1 protein-coding gene is annotated in these 232 nt (G+C 58.2%); it reads right to left on the reverse strand.

The genetic code is table 11. The features are described 5' to 3' along the window. Positions 1-7: 7 nt before the first annotated feature. Positions 8-232 (reverse strand): copper-binding protein (locus AEAC466_RS43515; RefSeq protein ID WP_023460314.1); only part of this gene is annotated, 225 nt, incomplete at its 5' end.

The following is a 232-nucleotide window of genomic DNA, read 5'->3' on the forward strand; positions in this document are numbered from 1 at the left end:
CTGTGGGCTACTGTGGTGTTGCCGCCGTGACTTCAGCGTCCGATCCCTGGACCTTGACGTCGAATTTGATCTTTTCGCCGACCTTCAGACCGTCGAGCAAAGATGATGGCGTGGCTTTGAACGCCATGGTCATGGCGGGCCAGTCAACGGCTGGAATGGCGTCGTGTTGGATGGTTACGGTGCCTGCCACCTTGTCGATGGCGGGGGTGACGCCTACACCACTGCCTTTTTT

The organism is Asticcacaulis sp. AC466 (assembly GCF_000495815.1).
Taxonomy (GTDB): domain Bacteria; phylum Pseudomonadota; class Alphaproteobacteria; order Caulobacterales; family Caulobacteraceae; genus Asticcacaulis.